Source organism: Desertivirga xinjiangensis (assembly GCF_024436435.1).
Classification (GTDB): domain Bacteria; phylum Bacteroidota; class Bacteroidia; order Sphingobacteriales; family Sphingobacteriaceae; genus Desertivirga; species Desertivirga xinjiangensis.
In genome coordinates this window covers 170,876-190,999 of record NZ_JAFMZP010000003.1, presented here as the reverse complement: position 1 = coordinate 190,999, position 20,124 = coordinate 170,876, and the positions used below count along the sequence as shown (strand labels likewise).

The following is a 20,124-nucleotide window of genomic DNA, read 5'->3' as shown; positions in this document are numbered from 1 at the left end:
TTAGCGGCTTTTCACCTGCTCAAGCATTAGTAGGTCTTTATACAAATAGCTGGATAGTTCAAAAGCGGATGAGCCGGTGGCAATTACCTGCACATCTTTTATTTGGTCGGTGAACAATTTGAGAGTTAAGCCGATATTTGGTATACGTTGCGCTTCGTCAATAAACAAGATTTTGTTCTTTCCGATAATTGCTTTTAACTTGGCAGCTGTAGTATTTGTAAGAATGTCTCTTACATCAGCATCGTCTCCATTTAAATAAAGATGTTCCTTGTCTTGAAGAATGGATTCTACCAATGTTGATTTTCCCGACTGCCGGGGTCCGAAAATTAAGATAGCTTTACCTTTAAACAGCCTGTTTTCGATTGCTTCAGTGATCCTTCTTGTAATCATTTCGGATTCAATTCCTTTAAAATTATAATATTTCGGGATTATAATCCAAAAATACTACAATTTTTGAAAACTGATGCCCGGTAGGAAACTCCCCGCAGAGAAACTTATTTCTGTTTGCCAAAAAAAGCTTGAATATCAGATTATCCAAGCCTTTTGAATTTCCCTGCTATCGCACGCGTGCCGCGTGTGCTTTAAATGAACTTTTTTATGTATTATAATTGTGCTTCGTCATTAATGAGGACATTAGTGCCAAGTTCGCGCTTAGCCTTTGCCAATGCCGATCCAATAACCTGGTGCATGTCATAATACCGATATTCCGCTAAGCGACCACCAAATATTACATTAGTTTCCGTTTTAGCCAGATCCTGATATTTTTTTATGATGGCTGTATTCTTTTCGTCATTAATCGGGTAGTAAGGTTCCACTCCTTTTGACGCCTGTAAAGAATATTCCTTAGTGATCACAGTTTTAGGCTGAGTCCCGAATTCAAAGTGTTTATGCTCAATGATCCTCGTGTAGGGCGTTTCCGGATCAGTATAATTGATCACGGCATTTCCTTGGTAATTCTCCTCGTCAAGTGTTTCGACTTCAAACTTTAAGCTGCGGTATTCCAGCTCGCCAAACCGGTAATTATAGTACTCGTCAATCTTTCCAGTAAAGACGATCTTATCAGCCAGCAGGCTAAGTTCCTCGCGGTTAGCAAAGAAATCAGTATCCAGGCGTACTTCAATACCTTCCAGTAAACCTTCAATTATTTTATTGTAGCCGCCCACAGGTATACCCTGATATTTGTCGTTGAAATAGTTGTTATCATAAGTGAACCGTACGGGAAGCCTTTTAATAATAAAGGCCGGCAATTCAGTGGCATTGCGGCCCCATTGCTTTTCTGTATAGTGTTTTATAAGTTTTTCGTAGATGTCGGTACCAACAAGCTTTAAGGCTTGTTCTTCCATGTTTTTAGGCTCTGTGATATGCAGGTCTTCTATTTGCTCTGCTATCTTTTGTTTAGCTTCTGCAGGTGTTTTGGTTCCCCAAAGTTTGTAGAAGGTGTTCATATTAAATGGCAGGTTATATAGCTCGCCATTATAATTTGCAACCGGAGAGTTGGTATATCTGTTAAACTCAGCGAACTGGTTTACATAGTCCCAAATCTCTTTGTCATTAGTATGGAAGATATGGGCACCGTACCAATGCACATTGATGCCTTCCATTTCTTTGCAATAAACGTTTCCGCCGGCATGTTTTCTTTTATCTATTACCAGGCATTTTTTGCCGGCTTTGGTAGCTTCGTGCGCAAAAACGGCTCCGAATAAACCAGAGCCGACAATAAGGTAGTCGTAGTTGTTAATGTTCATGTATCTGATTAATAGTTAGATGTAAATTTAAAATCTCAATAGCTGAAACTATTGATATAACCAAAAAGCGGTGGTTTAGTTTTATCAGGAGTATTATTGATTTGTTCCAGGTTTGAGGTAGCTAAGTTGCTTGTTGCACTTAATTTTATGAGGGGTGTAATTCTTTTGTACCTAAGCAAGAGGAAGCTTGCATTAAAGAGGCTAATGATAGATCTTACGTAATATGGACCTTAAGCGGAGGTAATCTGCAGATTAAGCGCAATCTAGCGGACAAGGTGCGGTTGAAGTGGGCTTAATCTCCGCTTGAGGTGGCGGTAATTTTCGGCAACTTTAGTTAGTCATTCGCTTTCTTGTAACATCTAATAACCATTTTCGTACTTATTAAAAAGTAATTAGAAATAATAAAAAAATTAGCCGCGGACAATGTTTTATGAGCAGGGGGTGCGACAGATTTCAGTCATCTGTAAGTCCTTTCTTTCGGATCCCTTTATTCTGGTTGTCCTTTCATAATTTTCCGCTTGGCTGTACAGGTGTTTCTGCGAAAAAGCTTTGCGTAAAGATAGCTACCTGAATGTGTATTTTCACCCATGGGAGTCTGCTGATCTGAATGAGAAGGAGGTCCGGATTTTCGGGATATGTGGTAAAGAATAGTGGAACGAAAATGAGTGAGCGGATGGAAAGGCTGATTGAGGGGTTTAAGAAAGAAGGGAGAGTTTTCGTGTGTTTGAGTAGTGTTAAGCTGGTAAAACACTCCCGTTGAAAACTATGGTAAGTTTCACAGATTCGTAATCAGTGGTTTTCAAAATACGCGTCTCAAGGTTCTGATGATTTTTTCTAGTTTAATTTTTAAAGAAACATAATTACGGATTTCCCTTTTGGCTGTTCCTTTAAAATGAAGTGCCTGCCTTATATAATATCCATCTGCCTTTGTTTTTCCAAATGGAAGATTCGCGTGCCAAAAAATTCGTTTTAAGCCACCTGCCATTTCGAATATATCCACATCATTCATATTTCCGTCGAAGAAAAATCGATCCCCTGGATCGGAAATTTCCTTAACATTAGAAGAGATATCTGTCTTGTACCTATCGAATGCAGTCATATCAGAAATGCCTAAATTCTTGCCGTTATTCAAGCCGTGCCGATAATAGCCCCTTATAGTCGGCGCACTATTTGGTATATACCATCTCCTTTTCCTCAATAAAGTCTCTTACTCGGCTATAGATTCTTATGAAGAAGTAAAAGCGATGAATTTTAATGCAATTCATCGCTTTAAACGAAAGGCTAATTCATAGGGAACCCGTAAAAGGCAATTTTAGTTGATTTCATATTAGGAAACCAGCTTGTGGTTGATAAGAAGTGCTCATTATTTTGCCTGCAATGCAGGTATAATGGGATTGTCCCTTGCTTTTGTGTCGTGTATCCAAAGAATCGAGGGCCTTTGTTGTTATATGGAGCGCTACTTGCGTAAGATAAGTATATTTGGTCTTGGTCAAGTGGTGAATAGATCCAATCTTCGAGTTGATCATTCTGGTATACAAAGATAGGAACTGCACCTAAAGCGCCTCCAGACACTGAATTAAATTGTTGGCCTTCATATGCCCACCACGAACTAGCCCTGTTACTTTCTAAAAAGTACTGGTAGCCTGTTGATCCAGAACTATAATACTGATATATCGGTGGCTTTTCATCAAATATTGTAACACCATTATTAATAAGATATTGGTCTACATAATCCTTAACGGCAGCTTTTTTAACGGGGTCAGCAATTAGATCATATATAGGAATAAGACTAGACGGCTTTAAATCAATAAGATCTGCATTTGCTTGTGTACAACTGTTTTGCCAATTGGTTGTATTAATGGGAATAATGGTGGCGTTCGGGTCCACTGAAATAGAGCCGGAAACAGCAACTGAAGGATCTCCTCCGGCTGTTTTATATCGAATAGTTTGAAAAAAGCTATTGTTGGCCAGTGATGTACTTTTGTTGCTTCCTGCATTAATCGAGAAAACTTTTAACACACTCAGATGTACACCTACTTCAGCCGCATCTTTCCTGAATGTACTATAGGATTCTGCCTGGTATAATACTTCCAAAACACCCCCTAAAGATATATCAGCGAGAATGTGAGTTCCATAGGTATTTACAATGTATTGAGCAGACTGAGTTTGAACCATTGAAGCAAATAGGGGATCAAGATAATTTATCAACAGCTCTGTCGGATATACTAAGTAAAGTCGTTTTCTTTGAACTTTAAGATTGTAAGAAGCAAAGATGAATTTTGACGAGTAACTATTAGTTGAAGAGTTAGATCCAGAAATGGAGAGCTTAAAGGCTTTGTATTTATCACTATCGAGCCCCCTTTTTTGGTTAGTTCTTTAGAATAGTCAACAGCATTGCTTCCTGCCGTGATTACTCCTTGTTGAAATCCTGCCGGGTCAACTTCTACTGCAGAGGGAAAATCGTTTTTTAAGGCTTGTATATTAAGTACTTTGCCTTTCGCGGCGCTAGCTCTTGCAAATTCTCCTGCGGCATCATACCCGTAACCTAAAAGATTCCACACCGGGTCTGATTTGATTGTACTCACTCCATTCTTTGATGAGTTATTAATCAATTTGCTTTCTGTAGGGCCACTGTCCTGTTTTTGGCAAGACCATAGGAGTACTACGACGAGTAATAAAGATAAGGTTTGTTTCATAATTAAATTGTTGATATGTTAGAAATAATAAGCTTTTTACTATCACAAGTAAGTTTTTTATTTACCCGTTTCAAATTATTGCAGGTATAATGATCGGTTCGACACTTTCGCTAGCATTATCGGCTAACTTAAGATTTCTTTCGGTTAATGTTTGAAATTTTACATGAACCCATTGAAGTATTACACCAACGATAAATATTTTGTTTAAATAAAATTCGACTGTTTAACAGGCGAAAGTTCTAAATTTCAAAACGTTAAGTGAAAAAGTTGAAAATGAGTGGGGTTAAGATGTGGCTATTAAGAACATGTAGGTACTAAAAACGGATGTAACTATTTGTTCTGGGCTGACGGTGCACTACGCCCCTGACACTTGAAGTGCGCCCGTGAAGCCTTTAAAAAAGATTGATGGTCTCCACGCTCAGATAAGAATTCTTAAATCAATCACGCTATAATCTTTATGTTTGTACGTCCTCATGAAAAGATTGGATTTTCTGAAGTTCGTACTTTCGACAGGATGTTGATGTGATAAAATTATGCAAAGGAAAATAAGAGTAGTAGAAGCAGTTAACCAGCTTGGTTTGGGCGGAACAGAGTATGCACTTCAATTATTTGCGAAATATTTCGACAAGGACATTTTCAGTGTTTGCGTAGTGGCAATCCATAAGGGAGGAGAAAGAGTCCAGTTGATTAAGGATTTGGGAATCGTTGTTGAGATACTGCACGATGATCTTAATAGGTTTGCCGAAATCCTAGAGGAAACGGACGTACTTCATTGGCATGGAAGTGGAGATATGGACGAACGTCTTTTTGAGGTAATTAAAGGCAATAAACCTCGATTAGTTATACAAACAAATGTTTTTGGCGGATATGACCATTCACCACTTTATGAGGTTATTGATTACGATTTATATGTGTCCAAAATGACCTTGGTGCGACGTATGCAAGTAGATGGTTCGCTGGGGCTCATATTTGCCAACAAGCGAAAAATTTTACCTAATCCTATTGATACCGAATACATACAAGGTTTAATTCCAGACGATAGTGAGGTTGAGAAGTTCAAAGCACAGTATGGACTGATCGAAAAATTTGTGGTTGGCAGAGTTGGGCGCGCAGATGATAACAAGTTTGACCTTATTACGCTTGATGCATTTGCCCATTTTTTAAAACGAAATTTTAAAAGCAAATTTTTGTTAGTTGGAGCGACTGAAAAGATGTTGAATCATGCTGCTGCGTTAGATATTTTAGATAGTTTGGTGATATTGGAGACTACATCTGACCTAAGGCAATTACTCACCTATTATAAAGCGATGGATACCTTTCTGGCGATAAGTAATATCGGTGAGAGTTTCGGTATGGTGATTGCAGAAGCAATGTTAGTAGGTGTTCCAGTGCTGACTGTTAGTACTCCCGATAAGGATAATGCACAAATTGAATTGGTTGATAACGGCATCTCAGGACTTGTTGTTTCTCGATCCGTGTCGTCGATATCAGACGGATTGAAATTTCTCTATAGTAATCCCCGATACAGATCTAGGTTAGCGGTGAAGGCGCGAGCGAAAGTCCTGAATAACTATAGCGCCTCGGATATTGTAAAAAGTTTGGAGCTTTTAATTTTGGACAAGTTTTTGGACAAGAATGCATTGAATGCGGAATCTAAAGCAATAGCTTGGCATAAGAGCCTTACAGCAGAATATCAAAATAGATGCCGTAACTTATTTAAGGCTTCGAATGTCCTTGACAGGACCATAAATCTTTTCAAGTCAGATAGTTTCATTTAGAAAGCATAAAGTAAATTACAAACTCTCGCATGAAAAAAATCAAAGCAGGTTTTTTGGTCTCCTATGATTACGAATACCTTAAGACATCACTTCCAATTGTATATCCATATATAGAAGAAATATTTCTTTGTTTAGATTTGAAAAGAAGAACCTGGTCTGGCGAAATATTTACCATAAGCGATACGTTTTGGTCCTGGCTTGATCAACTGGACATTGAAAAAAAAATCGTCATTTACGAAGATGATTTTTATATCGAAAATGTCCCTGTCATTGAACTGGATACAAGGGAAAGACAAATGCTGTCTGCAAGGATGGGGGACTGTGATTGGTTTATGCAGATCGATTCGGATGAATATTTTGTTGACTTTCCCGAGCTATTGCGCAAACTGAACAATTATGAACCTGGTGAGCCAGTCTCTATCAACTGCAAAGTGATTCCAATGTATAAGCAAACGGAAGACGGATTCATTATTGTATCAGAGGCTGCGGACTATTTACCTTTTATAACAAATAGTCCCGTTTATACATATGCACGATATAGCTCAGGACTGAAACAAGTTTTTTGGGATGATAGGGTAGTTCATCAAAGCTGGGCTCGCCGTAGCGCTGAAATTAAGGCTAAACTGAATAATTGGGGGCATAAAGATGATTTCAATACGGAAAGCTATTATAATTTATGGGACGCAATTGATGACCATAACTATGTTTATGTAAGGAACTTTCACCCCCTTGATCAGGTCAGCTGGCCAAAGTTAGAGTTGTTCAAGCAAAGATCAATTGAGGATTTGATTGAATTATTGAAGCAAACCTACCACAACCCTGTGACTGAGCCGCGAATTGATCCTTTATCTGAGAATAAGCCTGAAACGTCTAAAAAAGGTAGTAAAGATAATTTTTCTACAAAGTTTTGGAGTTTTCGAATTAAATAGAGTCCGCCAATTGAGTTTTGAGATGTAATTTTCGATTGATTTTTTTCGTATTGCATAAATGAGTTTGTCCAAGAGTTTAGAAAAACGGAATAAGAGAATTTGTTCTAAGATAAATACCAAGTATTTGCAGGGTCTGCAGCAAGGCCGAGGAAACTCATATTATTTCCACCCTTCTTTTTTTAAGTTATATTTTAAAAGGCTGCTGATAATTTTGTTGAATATCTTGCTTTTTAAAAAATCTGTTTTCAAAAGCATATCACAGTTACTCCTTAAACAATACTACCCGTTTTACATAAATCAACGTTTTGCTGAAGATAACAATAAGTTCAAGGAGTTTTTTCGGCAACTCTTTGGATTTCGGTTCCTATATTTTCGTGAACTATATGATGCCTTGAGTATTCGGGAGATTATGCGCCGGGATATTTGTCTGGGTACTTCTGAGAACCCATTGGTGTCCATTATTGTTCCGGTGTATAATAATTTGTCCTATACTTTTAACTGTTTATTGTCAATCAGGGAAAATGTATCAAATGCAATTCCTTTTGAAGTCATTGTGATCGATGATTGTAGCACTGATTGTACATCTGATTTTTTTAAAAGTCGGACAGAAGGAATTCGCTATATTAGGAATGTAAGTAATCAGGGATTTTTACTTTCATGTAATGAAGCCGTCAGTCGAGCCAAGGGAACGTATATTTGTTTATTGAATAATGATACTCAGGTGCGAAAAAGGTGGCTTGAATCTTTGCTTGAGGTTATCGAGAAGGACCCCGAAGTAGGTTGCGTAGGCAGTAAGCTTATCTACCCGAATGGATATCTTCAAGAGGCCGGAGGAATCGTATTTAGCGACGCAAGTGGTGCCAATTACGGTCGAATGGATTCGCCTGAAAAGGAAAAATATAATTATATAAGAGAAGTTGATTATTGCTCTGGTGCAAGTATTTTGTTTAGGAAGGTTGACTTTATAAAGTTAGGATTTTTCGACGAGAGATTTAAGCCAGCATATTATGAAGATACCGACTTCTGTATGTCTGTACGAAACATCCTCGGGAAAAAAGTTGTTTATCAACCATTTTCGCAAGTTTTACATTATGAGGGTATAACTTCCGGGAAAGAAGTTGTACCTGGCACTGTCAAATTTTACCAGGAAATTAACCGGCAAAAGTTCTATGAAAAATGGCATATAGAACTAAGACAACACTACGAAAATGGGGATGTTGATTGTGCAGCAAGAAGGCTGTTGCCGCCATCTATATTGATAATAGAGCTTCTACCTACTTTTGATAGGGACTCCGGATCGCTTAGAATTACTCGAATAATGCGTATTCTAAAGTCCCTCAAATTTCATATTATCTTTGCCCCACCAAACGTTGATATCAGAGAGCCTTACTACTCCGCGCTTCTTAAAGAGGGCATTGAAGTTTCGAATGATTTTTGTGCTTTACTCTATAAGGGAGAATATCAATCTGATATTATAGAATGTTTGGAGTATGTTTGGCTAGCCCGACCTGACCTGAATGACACGTTTCAAGATAAGCTCTCCTCCTTTAAGCATATAAGATTAATATATGATACTCTTGATTTGCATCATATTCGGATGCAACGTGAGGCGGAGTTACTTCAAAATGAACCCTTATTGCATAAAGCCGAAGAAATGAGGCAATTGGAACTTCGAGTTGCACAACGGGCTGATATTACGTTAACTGTAACGAAGGTAGAGGCCGAAATACTGAGATCGTATGGGATAAAAAATACAGCAGTTGTTCCCAATATTCATTACCCACGTGGATTTGGCAACCGAAATGCCTATAGTATGCGATCTGGTTTACTTTTTATCGGAGGTTATACTCATCCTCCCAATATAGATGCGGTCTTATGGTTAGTGAATGAAATCATGCCAATAGTTTGGCGAGAAAAGCCTACATTAAAGGTGTATTTGTTAGGAAGTAAACCAACTATCGACGTTTTGGCATTAGCTAACGATGATGTAATTGTTCCTGGTTATATTGAAGATGTATCTGAGTACTTTATAACAAGCCGGGTGTTTGTGTCGCCATTGAGATACGGTGCAGGCATGAAGGGGAAAATCGGGCAAAGCATGGAATTTGGATTGCCTGTTGTCTCTACGAGTATTGGTGTAGAGGGAATGGATTTAACCAATGATAAAGATGTACTGATTGCAGACGATAAAATCGCGTTTGCAAACCAGATTTTACGCCTTTATGATAACGAAACACTTTGGTATAATTTAGCAAATGCGTCTTACGATTCTATTTATAAGTTTTCGCCAGAAGTGATTAAGGAAGATCTTCGGAAGATTTTAGAATCTGTAAAAGGGGCGAGCTAACCACACCCCTTTTTATTATTTAAGACCCTAGAATCCCAATTTCCGCACCCAGCTTCTAGCCAGATTACCAAGACGACTTTCTGATAGTTCGAAACTTTGAATTTCCCAATCAACTAATGGGGCTAGAAAGAGTGTTTCTCCATGTGTTGAATAAGAGGGTAATGGTGTAATGAGCTTTCTTCCTTTATTCTTTAAAGTTAGGAACATATCAAAGTCAAAGGGGTGAGTGCCATTGGTGAATTCGCGGAGTATTTGTTGATCTTCTTTCAATGTTTTAACCGTTGACGCGAAAGTCATTGTAGTTGAGTTTGTAATCTTCCAGTGGCACGATTTGCTAAGCATAACCCGGGTTTCTTCTGAACCACCTTCCACATATGGGTTGAAACCAGCCATATATTTGTCCGGGTGATCATAAAGGGACACATAGTCAACATTTAAATTGATGCCTTCTAACAAAGCAGAGGATGCCCCATCCTTATGGAGATAATCATTTTCCAGAAAATACACTATTTCATCTTCGGGAAAATCTAAAGCATAATCCAGGGCTATATTAAACGTTCCAGCTCCATTTCCAATTGAAGCTGAATGATAAATGGCAGATTGGGCCACGATGTCTTTTATCATTTTTTCCGTTTTTGCACTTACATTGTCGGCAATTATAATCCATTTATGATCCCCCTTGTCTGGATCGAAATGCCTAAAAGCATTCTTGAGGCAGTTCTTGTTATTGATGTATCGCGGCTTGACCTTGGCATATCCGGCGTCGCTAATCCTATATATTATAACCATATTCTATCGGGTAGTTGAAATCAAATATAATAATACGTTTTCTTAAACGAAATGATACAGATAGACTGCTTAGCCGACCCTCACCCGTCTTGTTTGGGAGTGCATAATGTTAGTTCTGATTTCCATTTTAGAATAAATTGATTTCTATTTGTTAGTATAATTTGATTAATATGATCTTTTTTTGAAGACATGCCTTCGAAATGGATTACTTCTGACGTTGGGACATAAATGACATCCTTTTTTAATTTATACCGAATTGCCATACATAAATCGGTGTCTTCATAATAGGCTGGGATGTATCTAGTGTCAAAACCTCCCAATGCGCTAAAATCAGCTTTTCTGAGTACAATACTGGCACCTGTTATGTAATCCACTTTCTTTAGTTGATTAAAAGATTTAAGGCTTGTGAGCTCCAAACTGCCATGCCTGCCTGTCGCTCCATTTTTGTAAACGATGCCACCAGCTTCCTGGAGCAGGCCACACGGGAAAATTAACTTGCTTCCCACCAATCCAGCCGATGGATTTGATTCAAGATAGTTTAATAGAGCTTCGATCCATCCTTTTTTGATTTGAGTATCATTATTTAAAAAACAGAGGTAACTACCTTTAGATTTTTCCGCTGCTTGGTTACAGTTCAATAAAAAACCCTGGTTTTTTTCATTTCTTATATACCGTATGCCTATTACGTTGTTCGAAAAAAAAGAATAAGACTCATCAGTGGAGCAGTCATCGACTAAGATTATTTCATAAGGAATATTTTTAGGCAGGTTATTAGACAGGGCTAGCAGACAATTGTAAGTGTAACTTAGCTGATTATAAACGGGAATTATTATTGATACTAGAGGTCGGGAAGATAATTCGAGCCGTAACCGTTTTTTAAGAAGGTCCACGTTGTTCAGAATTGGTAGTAAACCGTTCGGAGTAAAATAACCGTACCCAAATAAATTCCACAAAAATTCCTTTAGTACACTATACTTTACGGAAGAATCCTGGCAAGACCCTAGTGATGAAGAATTGCCTAATACTATTGATATAAGTGATTTAAAGGTTCCCCGTTTAAATAACGCCACACTTAATATTACAAGTCCTAATCTTTTTAAATAAAGAGGATAAAAGAGTCTATTTAAAGCATAAGCAATATTATTGTCACTTTCAAGTAAATACTTTATATTAATTTTTTTGCAAACTCTTAGATTTTTTTTATCGATCCATGAATATATTTTCATCGTTGAATTCTGAAATTAAATGAAAGAAGAGTCCAGTAATTTTAGACATACTTCCGAATCAAATGCCAGGTTGAACATTTCTCTCGCCAGAGCTTTTTGTTTGGAGTACAGTGTATTGTCATTGATTAGTTTGACTATATTAAGTGCGAATTCATCGGGATCATCACTGACTAAACATCCGTTGTTTATTTTGTTAGGAAGCCCGTCAATACCCCGTGTGGTACATACTACGGGCAAGCCGAAGGAGAATGCTTCAACAACTTTAATTTTAACCCCAGTGCCTGCTAACATTGGGCAAAGAGCAATCTTTGACCTTTGATAAAACGTTGCAAGGTTTTGTGCAAAAGGAATCTTGACTACTCCTGATAGATTGTCTATATATAATGTTACTTTGCCAATAACACAAATTTTTATACCTTTTGGTAGCTTTGGGTAAACCTCTGTAACAAACCAATTGATCGATTTTATATTATTCTCATTATCGCTGGCAACATACAAAAGGTCAAAATCTGGAACAATAGTCTCGTCAATTTGAGGAGCATCAAAAGTAATCGGCACAAGTCTGACTTTCTTTTTAACAAATTGGCTAAACAAATATTGTTCATCTATGGAGATTGCCCAGATCTCATCAAAAAGATCAAGTCGTCTGAACTCTTCTTGGAAAGACTTTCCAAGGTTGATTCCTTCCTGATTTTGAATCTGTGACGTTAGCAAATCATGAGTGTCGATGATTGTCTTAGCATTGTTTAAGAAGGAGTTTTCGTAAATCAAGTCGGCCCAGTATGCATAACTAATAATTATAAAATCATAGTGACTATTCTTTAATATTTCATCAAATGATTTTCTGACATGAGATGTTGTAAAATTTGGCAAAGCCCCTTTGACTTTCAATCGTTTGTCAAAGATGTCTTTTGTTTTTTTTTTTTTCAAAAGACGACTGAGTCCTTTTTTAACCGGCGGAGAAGGTATTAGGATCAATTTATTTATCAGGCTGCTATCTCGCAATTGATTTAAATTTTCCATTGACCATGTATCCCAATACTCCAATCCGACAAAATCTGTAACGAATGCCCTGTTTTTAAAGTATTCTAGAAGCCTGAGTGCCCTTGTTTTACACCCAGCATCCTGAGTTATCGGATTTAGTGGAAAGAAGTATAATATTTTTTTCACAACACTAGCTTTGAATTTGTTTAACTATTTCGGCCCATACCCGATCAACAGATACTTGCTGTATACATGGAAAAGTTTCGGTGTCAGATTTGATAAATGAGCATTTCCAATTACAATGATAACAGGGCAGTTCTTTGTAGACGCAAATCGGTTTGAAATTATGATATGATGGATAGGGAGTAAATCGATTGAAATGGCCTCCTCCCTGAATACAAATGACGGGTGTCTGCGTTGCTGACGCGATATGTACAGCGCTTGTGTCGTTTGAGATCACAAGTTTTGCACTGGCTATCAGTTCTGTCAGTTCAGGAAGGCTGGTTTTACCTGTAAGGTTTATAACTCTTCCGGTCGCAGGAATCTTTTTTTGAATAAAATTCGCAGTTTGTATATCATTAGGGCCTCCAGCTAACTGGATATGTTCATTGGTTTGTAGTAATATTCTTTGGATAATTTCAAGAAATTTTTCTTTTTCCCAGTTCCTTCTAATATCGTTTGATCCTGCAAATATTATTATTTTATTTCTCTCCTTCTGTCTTACCGGAATATGGGGAGTAAGGACAGGAAGTTTTCGTTCAAGGATTTTTTCGAAAAAAAAATGGTTTCGGTCCATTTCATGATTAACATGCGAAGGTCTTTCAATCAAAGTAGAATAAAATTTATCGGTTTTGTTCTTGTATTTTGGATGATGCTCATGGCTGCTGGAATAGGCAATCGTTTCTTTTCCCGAAGCAAGTATAGAAAGCCCGTTTCCCATAAGCGTTCTTGAGTATGTCGATTGAATAACTATTTTGTATTTTCTCTTAAAAAGCGAGCTGGCAAGCTTAATCAAATTTGTGGGTTGATAATATAAAGGCTCCTCATCTATAAACCACGTCTTGGCAAGGAATCCGCTGTCGTAGGTTAACGCTAGATCTTTCCAATGAATGTTCCCGATAAGGTCTATTTCATATCCTTTATATTTTTCGGATTCTTTCAGAACCTCTAAATAGTTTCTAAATAAGATATAATCGCCAATCGCGTCTATTTTGATTACCAGGATCCTCTTTTCCGAAGTTCTAAATTTTGAAACGAATTTTACAAACCGTGAGGCCTTAAGTATGATAAACCTAGTTATCCGGAATTTATTTCTGTTCGGTTTATGCATTCTACTTGCGATTGTTAAGCTATTCACTGAAAGTCTGCATTTCTACTAAACGTTTATAGAGTCCATTTCGAGACAATAGTTCCTGATGATTTCCCTGTTCAACAATTTTTCCCGATTCAAGGACCACAATGATATCGGCATTTTGTATGGTGCTTAAACGGTGTGCTATAACCAGGGTCGTGCGGTTTTTCATTAGCTGGTTAAGGGCGTCCTGCACAAGTTTCTCTGATTCGGTATCTAAAGCGGAGGTTGCTTCGTCTAGCAGCATAATCGGCGGATTCTTTAAAACAGCGCGGGCAATACTAAGTCGTTGTTTTTGTCCTCCGGATAGTTTAACACCACGGTCTCCTATATTAGTCTGATAACCATTATCTGTATTAACAATAAATTCGTGGGCATTAGCAATCTTAGCTGCGGCTTCAACCTGCTCTTGGGTTGCGTTAGTTTTACCAAAAGCAATATTGTTAAAGATCGTATCATTAAATAAAATAGATTCCTGGTTTACAAAACCTAGCTGCGCTCTTAAAGAATCCATTTTTATCAATCTGATATCTGTGTCATCGAATAAAACCCTGCCTTGTGCAGGCTCGATAAAGCGAGGGATAAGATCCATTAATGTAGATTTTCCTCCTCCGGATGGACCGACTAAGGCGACGGTTTTTCCTCTTGGAATTTTCAGGGAGATATTGTTTAGAATAACTTTTTCTCCATAACTAAATGTCACCTCCTCTAAACGGATCGAATCTCTGAAGCCGGTAACATCCACCCCATTTTTCGAATCTTGAATCGCTGGCTTCATATCGATTAGTTCGAGTATCCTGTCTCCAGCAGCCAGACCCAGATTTATTCCCGTAAAAGAATCGGACAGTGCCTTTGCAGGGCGAGTTAACTGCGAAAAAATCCCTATATATGCGATAAAGGCTGGTGCGGTAAGCTCTGAACTTCCAGATAGAACTAAATTCCCTCCATACAAAACGATGAAAGTAACCATTAAAACGCCTAAGAACTCCGAGATAGGAGAGGCTAGCTGTTGTTTTTTAGCCATTTGACGGCCAATTTCAGAAAAGTTTTCGTTCTCGTTGCTGAACTTCTGCTTAACAAACTGCGTAGCATTAAATGCTTTAATTATTTTTATACCGGTGAGGGCTTCTTCGAGGTTACTTACCATTGTTCCGAATGACGCTTGAGAGCCAAAGGCCTGGTTTTTTAGGCTCTTGACCAACCGAGCAATAAAAATTGCCGATATAGGTATAAATAATACCGAAACGAATGTTAATTTATAAGAAATGCTAAACAAAGTAATCAGATACGCAATTAATTGAAACGGCTCTCTGAAAATCACCTGAAGAGTTCCTGTCACAGTAAACTGGACAACCTGAACATCGTTAGTTATCTTCGACAGAATATCTCCTTTCCGCTCGTTATTAAAAAAACCAAGGTGCATATTCATCACATTATCGAAAACGGTTCTTCTAATGTTTAAAAGGGTGTGAATTCGTAGGTTTTCCATTATCCGCTGAGAAATATATTTGAAAAGATTACTAAGCAAAACAGACAAAATTATAACCACACAGATAAACTGAAGGGCTCCATAAGTACCATACTCCTTGTTAATTTCCTGGGAATAATAGTTGAAATTAGCCATCATGTTCCACATGCTTTCGGGTTTCTCGTAAACAGTTCCTGCCGCTGTTGTATTAAAAAGAAAAGTTAAAAGAGGCACAAGCAGTGCGAGATTTAGCGTATTAAATACAACTGCGAGTAGCGTTGTCACGATGTACGGTATAGCGAACTTTTCAATAGGTTTAGCAAAAGATAATAGTCGAAAATAAGTCTTCATTCAGGGCAAAGTTACTGAAAGGATTGCACACCTGCTGTCAAAATTAACAGGTTATCTTGGGCTTAGAAAAAATTACTGCCGGTCTTCTTTGCCTCTTTGGATCTCCGGATGAGGTATCTGATGTACACAAACCAACTTAAATGCTTTTTTATATGTAATGCTTTTTCTAGCTTAAATGGATCCTCGTTTTGCTTCGAAGAGAAGCCGTTTAAATTATAGAAAGATACAGCGATTGGTTCATACTGCCTGTATAAACTCTCATCGCCCCAGCATTGTATATTTAAGAGATAGTCTGCAAAGACAGGGTATCTGAGGTTAAACTTATATTTCTCAAATACTACTTTTGGATAGAAGATGGCTTGCTGGCATAAATTTCTTTTTGCTAGCTTATATGCAGAGTATTCAGAGCCACAAAGTCCTTCAGTTGTGTTACAATCTCCATAATATAGCGTTCGATCGTTTTTAAGCTTTGAAGTCATTTCAGAAAAGCCCGGAAGCAGTTGATCATCGGCTCCCAGAAAAAAGAACCACCTGCCACGCGCTTTGCCGACAGCCTTATTCATGGCATCGTAGATTCCTTTATCCGGTTCGGATTGCCAGTAGTTTACTATTTTATCGTACTCTTTAATTATGGAAACTGTGTTATCCTGACTTTGGCCGTCAAAAATCAACAATTCAAAATCCACAGAAGACAGTTTTTCAACAGAATCCAAGCAATCTTTTAGGAATGCAGATGCATTATACGTAACAATTATTATACTTATCAAAGGAGGTGCTTTTCTAACTACAGCGTCTCCTTTTTGAATCAGGGGCATGTATTATTGAATTAGCTGCAAATTTACTTATTTTGCGGCTGAACCATGCAAGAAAGTTTAGACGTCGTTATTCCATCCTACCGATTAGATGAAGAGATACTTAGTAAGATTTTTTTATTACCAAAACCTGAGGGGTTTGATATTAAATTTTACCTGATTGCCGATAATCCCAGTGTCAGGGTCTCGAAGGCATTTGAAAAATTAATTGAGTCGTTAGGTGTAATTTTTATAGTTAATAAGGTTAATTTAGGCTTTTCTAGAACAAGGAACCTCGGTATTGATGAGGGTAATGGAAATTGGATATTGTTGTTGGACGATGACATTGTACCTGAACCGAACCTTTTGATTGCCTTTGCGAATAAAATCCTTCAGCATCCGGATTGCATTGGCTTTGGAGGTGTAACCAAGTTTCCGCCACCATTTAATTCAGCTACAGAGTCATTAGTCTTGAATGGAATTGTGGCCAAGCCTTTGTTAGCTCTTTATGTTAACGAGCAACCTGTTCCTCCTACCGCGGACGTAATTTTAAACCGTAAACGTCTTGGCCACAGAAGATTTGTTCCGGAACTTGTTAATGGTGGCGAGGATATCGAATTTTTATTTAGAAACAGTGTTGAGAATAATCAAAAATATATATCAGTCCCGGATGCAATTGTGACGCATCCATGGTGGGACAACGGTAAAGTACAAACCAAAAGGATGTTTAAATACGGACTGGGAATAAGTGATATAATACATTTGCCACATATACGGGGATATTCCTATAGTGACTTTTTTTCTACTTCCGAAACTACATTAACAATAGTTCTTGTGTATGTTGCCAGTTTAGCTATTAATGCAAGCAATATTGCCTGGTGGTGGGTCTTCTCAATTGTTTTGAGTGCAGAGTTTTTCACAAATACTATACGTTCGGTCTTTCTCGCGAAAAGGTTTTCACTGCCACTTATATGGTTTATGCTGTGGCATAAGAACTGTTATGAAGCAGGGTATTTATGGGGGGTCCTTTCAAGTGGAAAGTTCGGTTATTTTGCAAAACGATTAGACGTGAGTTTTAATAAAATCAATCCTTCTCCATTCCGTTTAAACAAATGGAAGATCATTAAGCTTTCATTTATCGTGATTGCATGTGTAATTACTTATGTGACTACTAAGTCTTCATAAGCGTTTGCCGGTAACCATTGGTGCAAACTGAGATCTTGTTGTGCACAACATTCTTGTAGATCATGTAATTAGTATCCTGTCTTTTTCTTGAGTTGATTTTATGATATAAGTGGAAACAGACTGCGGATAACTTCAATTGCTTTCTTTTTAAACCAGAATTCACCATTCGGGCAGCTAATTCTATGTCTTCATGCCCCCAACCTATTAGGTTGTTATTATATCCATTCACTTTAATAAAGTCTTTCTTCCAAAAGGCGAAATTGCAACCTCTTAAGTCATTGGTTTTTTTAGTACTGCCATAAAACAGAGAACTAAGGCGAGGCAGATATGTGCCATTTATTTTAGATCGAACCCCACTTCCCAACGGATTGATGTTGACATTTCCGGATTTAATTAGTTTTTGTGTGAATTCCATGTTTAACATAGCCCGACTGCCTTTGATAAAGTAGTTATGCTCAGCGTTTTTTAAATGGTCACTTATAAAGTGCGGGTGAAGTATGATGTCGCCATCTATTTGTATAATATAATCCCCAGAGGCGACATTAATCGCTTTGTTCATGATAATCGTCTTCCGAAATCCTTTATCGGGATGCCAGACATGGTGCAGCGGTATAGGAAGCAGGCTTTTGTATCTGTTTATTAAGATTTTAGTATCCTCTGTAGATCCGTCGTCGGCAATAATAACCTCGTTTGGTAACTTGCTCTGGAGGAGGACGCTTTTTAAAACAAGTTCCAAAGCCGTTGGCCAATTGTATGTTGATATTAATAACGAGGATGTTAAACCCATTTTATAAATATTGATTAATACCAGATTCGCAAAATTTCTTTTTTGTTAAAACAGCCTCCTGCAATATGAACTCATTTTTGCTAAGATTATTTCGTGAGCTTTCGGCATGATAGATATGGAAAGCTATTGCTCCTAATTTTAGGAATCGTTTCTGTATCCCGGAGTGCATCAGCCTGACTATAAATTCCTTATCTTCCGGTCCCCAGCCTTCAAAAGTTTCATTGTATCCATTAACCCTGATTGCATCTGCTCTCCAAAAAGCCATATTACTACCGTGTATTTCAATAACCTCTTTGGCTTTATACTTGTATTCAAATAAGGGCCATAAAAACTGTACGTGTACTGCACTTAATACGTTACTTAGGCCTTTATTAAAACATGAAACATTCGTGGTCTTGTTTTTTAATAATTGTTCAGAAAGCCGCTTGTTCATGTATGCCCTGCTTGCCCTGACAAAAGTGCACGGCTTTGCGAAGCGGAGGTGGTCCTGAATGAATTTTTTGTGCAATATCTGATCGCCGTCAATTTGTATAACATACTCTCCTTTAGCAGCAGCAATAGCCTTATTTCTAATTTTAGCCAATTGAAACCCATTGTCTTCATGCCAGATATGATGTACTGCAACTGGGAAAAGAACTTTATATTTTTCAACTACGTCTTTAGTGGCTAATGAAGAACCATCATCAGCAATTAAAACTTCATCCGGGAGCTTGGTTTGAGCTAAGAGACTTTTTAAGCAAAGTTCTAGAGCTTCAGGCCAGTTATAAGTCGAAATTACAAGGGAATTGGTAAATTTTGTCATCGTTTCACAATTTTGTAGTTCTTGTATTCCCCTATTCTCCAGCCTGTCAGGTCCTCAATTTTTTGTAAAAGTCGCCGTCTAAACGACATTTTTTTCTCCAGCTTGTCCAAATCTATGTCGAGCTTCCAGTTGACAGCCTCGATTCGTTTTTTCATTATATCAGGATGAGTGAGATTAAACGGAACTAGTCTGTCTGCGTTTTTGTAATCAAATTCATACGTCTCAGGCGTATGTTTATTGATCCAATCGTCATCGTGGTAAAATTTATTGAAGTTCCTAACCTTGTTTTTCAATCCCTCAGGTGGCTTGACCCAACCATAATGATAAATATAGGCATCTATAAGTTTTACATTGATTTTTCTTCCCGACCATCTGAAACCTTGCGCATCTCTGTATGAATGGATGTTTTTGTTATTTCTTATAATTCTTATCTCTCTTCTATACCAACGTCTTGAACTACCATAGTAACTATATGACCCATAGAAATGCAAGTATTTAAACAGTAAGCCCTCTATTTTAGGATTGACCAAATTATCTTCCATCTCCTTTTTTATAATGGGATAGTATTTTTCGTGGACACATTCATCTCCCTGAATATAAAAAGCCCAGTCTGCATCGGGTGAAATAGCTGAAAATGCTTTGTCCGTTTCGGCTGCAAAGACCTTTCCTCCCTCACGAATGGTTTCATCCCAAACTGTTTCGATTATTTTGATCTTAGGAGATTTAATGTTTTTTATTAAGGTTAAGGTTTCGTCTTCTGAATTACCTATAGCCACGATGACCTCATCGCATAACGGAAGAATAGATCGAATTGCTTCAACTATTGGATAGTCATTTTTAACAGCATTTCGTATAAACGTGAACCCGGCAACTTTCATTTCACATAGAATTTAAT

General features: G+C 37.7%; 18 protein-coding genes. 4 read left to right on the top strand and 14 right to left on the bottom strand.

The window, feature by feature from the left end; all coding sequences use genetic code 11:
- The 5 genes from J3P37_RS09050 to J3P37_RS09030 form a co-directional block, all read right to left on the bottom strand.
- Positions 1-390: an AAA family ATPase gene (locus J3P37_RS09050; RefSeq protein WP_256010783.1), complete on the bottom strand. Its 390-nt coding sequence runs from the start codon at positions 388-390 to the stop codon at positions 1-3.
- A gap of 212 nt (positions 391-602) precedes the next feature.
- Positions 603-1,745, bottom strand: a complete 1,143-nt coding sequence (glf, locus tag J3P37_RS09045) for a UDP-galactopyranose mutase (RefSeq protein ID WP_256010782.1) — start codon at positions 1,743-1,745, stop codon at positions 603-605.
- 799 nt (positions 1,746-2,544) lie between these two features.
- A complete protein-coding gene (locus tag J3P37_RS09040) occupies positions 2,545-2,877 on the bottom strand; it encodes a hypothetical protein (RefSeq protein ID WP_256010781.1) in 333 nt (110 codons plus the stop codon).
- A 149-nt stretch (positions 2,878-3,026) separates the two neighbouring features.
- Positions 3,027-4,019, bottom strand: coding sequence for an MAC/perforin domain-containing protein (locus J3P37_RS09035; protein ID WP_500793324.1), 993 nt, complete (start codon positions 4,017-4,019; stop codon positions 3,027-3,029).
- Complete coding sequence (locus J3P37_RS09030) at positions 3,971-4,441, bottom strand: hypothetical protein (RefSeq protein ID WP_256010780.1); 471 nt, start codon at positions 4,439-4,441, stop codon at positions 3,971-3,973. The genes J3P37_RS09035 and J3P37_RS09030 overlap by 49 nt, the downstream gene beginning before the upstream one ends.
- A gap of 533 nt (positions 4,442-4,974) precedes the next feature.
- Here J3P37_RS09030 and J3P37_RS09025 point away from each other — a divergent pair.
- The 3 genes from J3P37_RS09025 to J3P37_RS09015 all read left to right on the top strand — a co-directional run bounded on the left by J3P37_RS09025 (position 4,975) and on the right by J3P37_RS09015 (position 9,495).
- Positions 4,975-6,219, top strand: coding sequence for a glycosyltransferase family 4 protein (locus J3P37_RS09025; RefSeq protein ID WP_256010779.1), 1,245 nt, complete (start codon positions 4,975-4,977; stop codon positions 6,217-6,219).
- Positions 6,220-6,248: 29 nt separating this feature from the next.
- Positions 6,249-7,148 carry a hypothetical protein gene (locus J3P37_RS09020; protein WP_256010778.1) on the top strand — a complete coding sequence of 300 codons (900 nt, stop codon included), beginning with the start codon at positions 6,249-6,251 and terminating at the stop codon, positions 7,146-7,148.
- A gap of 223 nt (positions 7,149-7,371) precedes the next feature.
- On the top strand, positions 7,372-9,495 hold the full coding sequence (locus tag J3P37_RS09015; RefSeq protein WP_256010777.1) for a glycosyltransferase: 2,124 nt from the start codon (positions 7,372-7,374) through the stop codon (positions 9,493-9,495).
- Positions 9,496-9,522: 27 nt separating this feature from the next.
- On the opposite strand, the gene J3P37_RS09010 is transcribed toward J3P37_RS09015, so the two are convergent.
- The 6 genes from J3P37_RS09010 to J3P37_RS08985 form a co-directional block, all read right to left on the bottom strand.
- Positions 9,523-10,284 (bottom strand): hypothetical protein, encoded by a 762-nt coding sequence (locus tag J3P37_RS09010; RefSeq protein ID WP_256010776.1) that lies wholly within the window; start codon positions 10,282-10,284, stop codon positions 9,523-9,525.
- Positions 10,285-10,364: 80 nt separating this feature from the next.
- Positions 10,365-11,510, bottom strand: a complete 1,146-nt coding sequence (locus tag J3P37_RS09005) for a glycosyltransferase family 2 protein (RefSeq protein ID WP_256010775.1) — start codon at positions 11,508-11,510, stop codon at positions 10,365-10,367.
- Between the two features lie 15 nt (positions 11,511-11,525).
- Complete coding sequence (locus tag J3P37_RS09000; protein WP_256010774.1) at positions 11,526-12,680, bottom strand: glycosyltransferase; 1,155 nt, start codon at positions 12,678-12,680, stop codon at positions 11,526-11,528.
- Positions 12,681-12,684: 4 nt separating this feature from the next.
- Positions 12,685-13,824, bottom strand: coding sequence for a glycosyltransferase family 9 protein (locus tag J3P37_RS08995; RefSeq protein WP_256010773.1), 1,140 nt, complete (start codon positions 13,822-13,824; stop codon positions 12,685-12,687).
- Positions 13,825-13,843: 19 nt separating this feature from the next.
- Positions 13,844-15,664, bottom strand: coding sequence for an ABC transporter ATP-binding protein (locus J3P37_RS08990; protein ID WP_256010772.1), 1,821 nt, complete (start codon positions 15,662-15,664; stop codon positions 13,844-13,846).
- Between the two features lie 62 nt (positions 15,665-15,726).
- Entirely contained in the window at positions 15,727-16,479 is a 753-nt protein-coding gene (locus tag J3P37_RS08985) for a glycosyltransferase family 2 protein (protein ID WP_256010771.1), read from the bottom strand.
- 45 nt (positions 16,480-16,524) lie between these two features.
- On the opposite strand from J3P37_RS08985, the gene J3P37_RS08980 reads away from it, so the two are divergent.
- Complete coding sequence (locus J3P37_RS08980; RefSeq protein ID WP_256010770.1) at positions 16,525-17,640, top strand: glycosyltransferase; 1,116 nt, start codon at positions 16,525-16,527, stop codon at positions 17,638-17,640.
- Here J3P37_RS08980 and J3P37_RS08975 read toward each other — a convergent pair.
- Genes J3P37_RS08975 through J3P37_RS08965 form a run of 3 tightly spaced genes read right to left on the bottom strand, consistent with a single transcriptional unit; the run spans position 17,627 to position 20,107 of the window.
- A complete protein-coding gene (locus J3P37_RS08975; RefSeq protein WP_256010769.1) occupies positions 17,627-18,427 on the bottom strand; it encodes a glycosyltransferase family 2 protein in 801 nt (266 codons plus the stop codon). The genes J3P37_RS08980 and J3P37_RS08975 overlap by 14 nt on opposite strands.
- 1 nt (position 18,428) lies before the next feature.
- Complete coding sequence (locus J3P37_RS08970) at positions 18,429-19,229, bottom strand: glycosyltransferase family 2 protein (RefSeq protein WP_256010768.1); 801 nt, start codon at positions 19,227-19,229, stop codon at positions 18,429-18,431.
- Entirely contained in the window at positions 19,226-20,107 is an 882-nt protein-coding gene (locus J3P37_RS08965) for a glycosyltransferase family 2 protein (protein WP_256010767.1), read from the bottom strand. The genes J3P37_RS08970 and J3P37_RS08965 overlap by 4 nt, the downstream gene beginning before the upstream one ends.
- Positions 20,108-20,124: the final 17 nt, after the last annotated feature.